This is a genomic window from Polaromonas jejuensis NBRC 106434, from assembly GCF_001598235.1.
Classification (GTDB): Bacteria; Pseudomonadota; Gammaproteobacteria; order Burkholderiales; family Burkholderiaceae_C; genus Polaromonas; species Polaromonas jejuensis.
The window spans coordinates 1-1,290 of sequence record NZ_BCYO01000071.1; the positions used below are offsets into that span (position 1 = coordinate 1).

Genomic DNA, 1,290 nt, shown 5'->3' on the forward strand with positions numbered 1-1,290 from the left:
TGTATGGACCGGAGACATGGGAAACGGGTGTGCGGGGACATAGGAAACACTTCTTCTGTGCAAGCAGCACAAGGAGAAGCCTATGGCCTGGCAACCGAAAGACCTGATGGACATCAAACGCGACTTCGTAGAGTTGGCGCTGCAAGAGGGATGCAACCGGCGCGAGTTGTGCCGACGCTTTGGCATCAGTCCCAAGACAGGCTACGCATTGCTGGCCCGCTACGCGCAGGAGGGATCTGCCGCCTATGTGCCCCGCTCCCGAAGGCCCAAAGGAAGTCCTGCACGCACCTCGCCCGAGGTAGAGAAAGCCGTGACCGATCTGCGCAGCAGCCATCCCGGTTGGGGTGGCCGCAAGATTGCCCAGCGCCTGGCAGACCTCGGGTTTACCGGTGTGCCCCCACCGAGCACCATCACGGCCATCTTGCATCGCCACGGCCTGATCACGCCTCAAGCCAGCTTGGCCGCCCAGCGCTGGCAGCGCTTCGAGCACGAGAGCCCCAACGCGCTGTGGCAGATCGACTTCAAGGGCGACTTCCAGACCAGCCAGGGGCGCTGCTACCCGCTGACCTTGCTGGACGACCATTCCCGCTTCAACCTGGCGCTGCAAGCCTGCCCCGGGGTGGCCGCCAGCGGCGTGCAGCCTCACCTGACCGAGGTGTTCCGGCGCTATGGGCTGCCGGTGCGCATCAATGCCGACAATGGCGCGCCCTGGGGCAGTCCCCGGCTGGCCGGGCACGGTTTGAGCGAGTTGAGCGTCTGGCTGATCCGCCTGGGCATACGGGTCAGCCACAGCGCGCCTTACCATCCACAGACCAACGGCAAGATCGAGCGCTTTCATCGCTCGCTCAAAGCCGAGGTGCTGGCCGGGCGCAGCTTTGCCGATCTGCAGCAGGCGCAATGCGCCTTCGAACACTGGCGGGGCATCTACAACCAGGAGCGCCCGCACGATGCGCTGGGTATGCAGACACCGGCCGCACGTTACCGCAGCAGCCCCACCAGCTATCCGCAGGCCCTGGCGCCCATCGAGTACCCCCACGAGGACACGGTAGCCCTCGTCAAATGGAACGGCGAGGTCCACTTCAAGGGCCACCAACTGCGGGTTTCCAGTGCCTTGCTCAAGCTGCCGGTGGCGTTCCGGGCAGACGCTCAGCACGATGGTTGCTACGATGTGTTCTTCTGCCACCACCGCTTCATGCGACTCGATCTGAATGCTCTGGCGACAGCTTCCTGAGACTTCAACGTGTTTCCTATGTCCCCGCACACCCGTTTCCCATGTCTCCGGTCCATACA

At 63.8% G+C, this 1,290-nt stretch carries 1 protein-coding gene; it reads left to right on the forward strand.

Annotation, left to right across the window (positions count from 1 at the left end):
• Positions 1-82: 82 nt before the first annotated feature.
• Positions 83-1,231: an IS481 family transposase gene (locus PJE01S_RS24130; protein ID WP_068836247.1), complete on the forward strand. Its 1,149-nt coding sequence runs from the start codon at positions 83-85 to the stop codon at positions 1,229-1,231.
• The last annotated feature ends 59 nt before the right edge of the window (positions 1,232-1,290 follow it).

Coding starts and splice junctions, on each gene's coding strand:
- PJE01S_RS24130 (WP_068836247.1), top strand. CDS start 83: ATGGCCTGGCAACCGAAAGACCTGATGGACATCAAACGCGACTTCGTA.